Origin of the sequence: Microcystis sp. 0824 (assembly GCF_003112475.1) — a bacterium.
GTDB lineage: Bacteria > Cyanobacteriota > Cyanobacteriia > Cyanobacteriales > Microcystaceae > Microcystis > Microcystis aeruginosa_C.
In genome coordinates, this window is the sequence record NZ_BDSM01000040.1 from 1 (window position 1) to 1,041 (window position 1,041).

Annotated in this window: 2 protein-coding genes and 1 pseudogene; all 3 read right to left on the minus strand. The window is 38.8% G+C overall.

Annotated elements, in window-relative coordinates; translation table 11 throughout:
• Window positions 1-197: DUF2283 domain-containing protein (locus N0824_RS13415; protein ID WP_108937109.1), on the minus strand; the 197-nt coding region annotated here is incomplete at its 3' end.
• A 97-nt stretch (window positions 198-294) separates the two neighbouring features.
• Window positions 295-633 (minus strand): XisI protein, encoded by a 339-nt coding sequence (locus tag N0824_RS13420; protein WP_002732833.1) that lies wholly within the window; start codon window positions 631-633, stop codon window positions 295-297.
• A pseudogene (locus tag N0824_RS13425) lies at window positions 621-1,040 on the minus strand (XisH family protein). The gene N0824_RS13420 and the pseudogene N0824_RS13425 overlap by 13 nt, the downstream one beginning before the upstream one ends.
• Window position 1,041 lies beyond the last annotated feature (1 nt).

The following is a 1,041-nucleotide window of genomic DNA, read 5'->3' on the forward strand; positions in this document are numbered from 1 at the left end:
GGCGCGACAATAGTTTCTAGGGAAAAAGCATTCAGAGCCGTTAAGCTTTTGGCGTGTTCCAAGGTGATTGCAAAAATATTCCCCTGCTGATCAAGATCGACCAAGGTATTTTCATTGATTTCTTGAGTCTCGACAATGGGATTGTTATTGAACTCTAGGTATAGAGTATCCGTATCTTGAAAGTAGGTGATTTTCATGGCTGACTTGGGTTATCAAGAGTTTCTAATCTTCTTCTAATAGTGATTCATTTGGTGGGTGATTGCGGTTTTGAGAATTGTCCATGATATTTGAAAGTTAAGCGACAGCAAAGCCTGTATAGGGTCTAATTTCAGGGGATTTAAAGGCTAAAATAATCTGGTTTTGAGGGATTCCCGCAGCTACTAATTCATCGGCAATACCATCCTCAGTTCCGTCGTGTTGAATCCAAATTTTTTGATCAATAATATCAATATGTAATAGGGTTCCGTAGATTCGATAACCATTTTGCCAACCTGTTTCAACCAATAAATAGCGATCGCGGGTTTGATCTAGGACTAATTCGATTTGGATTTGGTGATCGGTGTCGAGGAAGTCGGCATAATCTTGGAATGTTTTTTCAATAATTTGCCGATATTGGGCAATTAAGGAAGCCATCGTACAATTACCTCCTGGTTGGGATCAAAACTAAATAACTCAATAATACCATCTTCAATTAAGGTTTGACCTGCTTCTTCTTCAAATACTGTTTTGCAGGTGTTTTCGCTAACAGCCAAAAATAGTTTATATTCGGGATAATAACGCCTTAAAAGATGGGTATAAACGACAAATTAACCAACTGCTTATTCAAGGTCTTTCATATCAGAGGGACGAGTAAAGCTCTTAATTTCAACGGCTATTTTTTCTGTTCCCTTTTCTGCGGCTAATAGTCTTTCTGCTCCCAAATCAACAAACAGGTTTTTACCTCTTGCTAAACGAATCCGTAGGGGGTCATGGGTAATTGTCCAGCTGTCTTTGATTAGGGCGTGTTTTACACAGTCATGGAAAATATCTTTGGCAGGCATT

What these genes read in the sequence shown, in the direction of transcription:
- N0824_RS13420 (WP_002732833.1), bottom strand. Translation starts at nt 633, where the DNA reads ATGGCTTCCTTAATTGCCCAATATCGGCAAATTATTGAAAAAACATTC.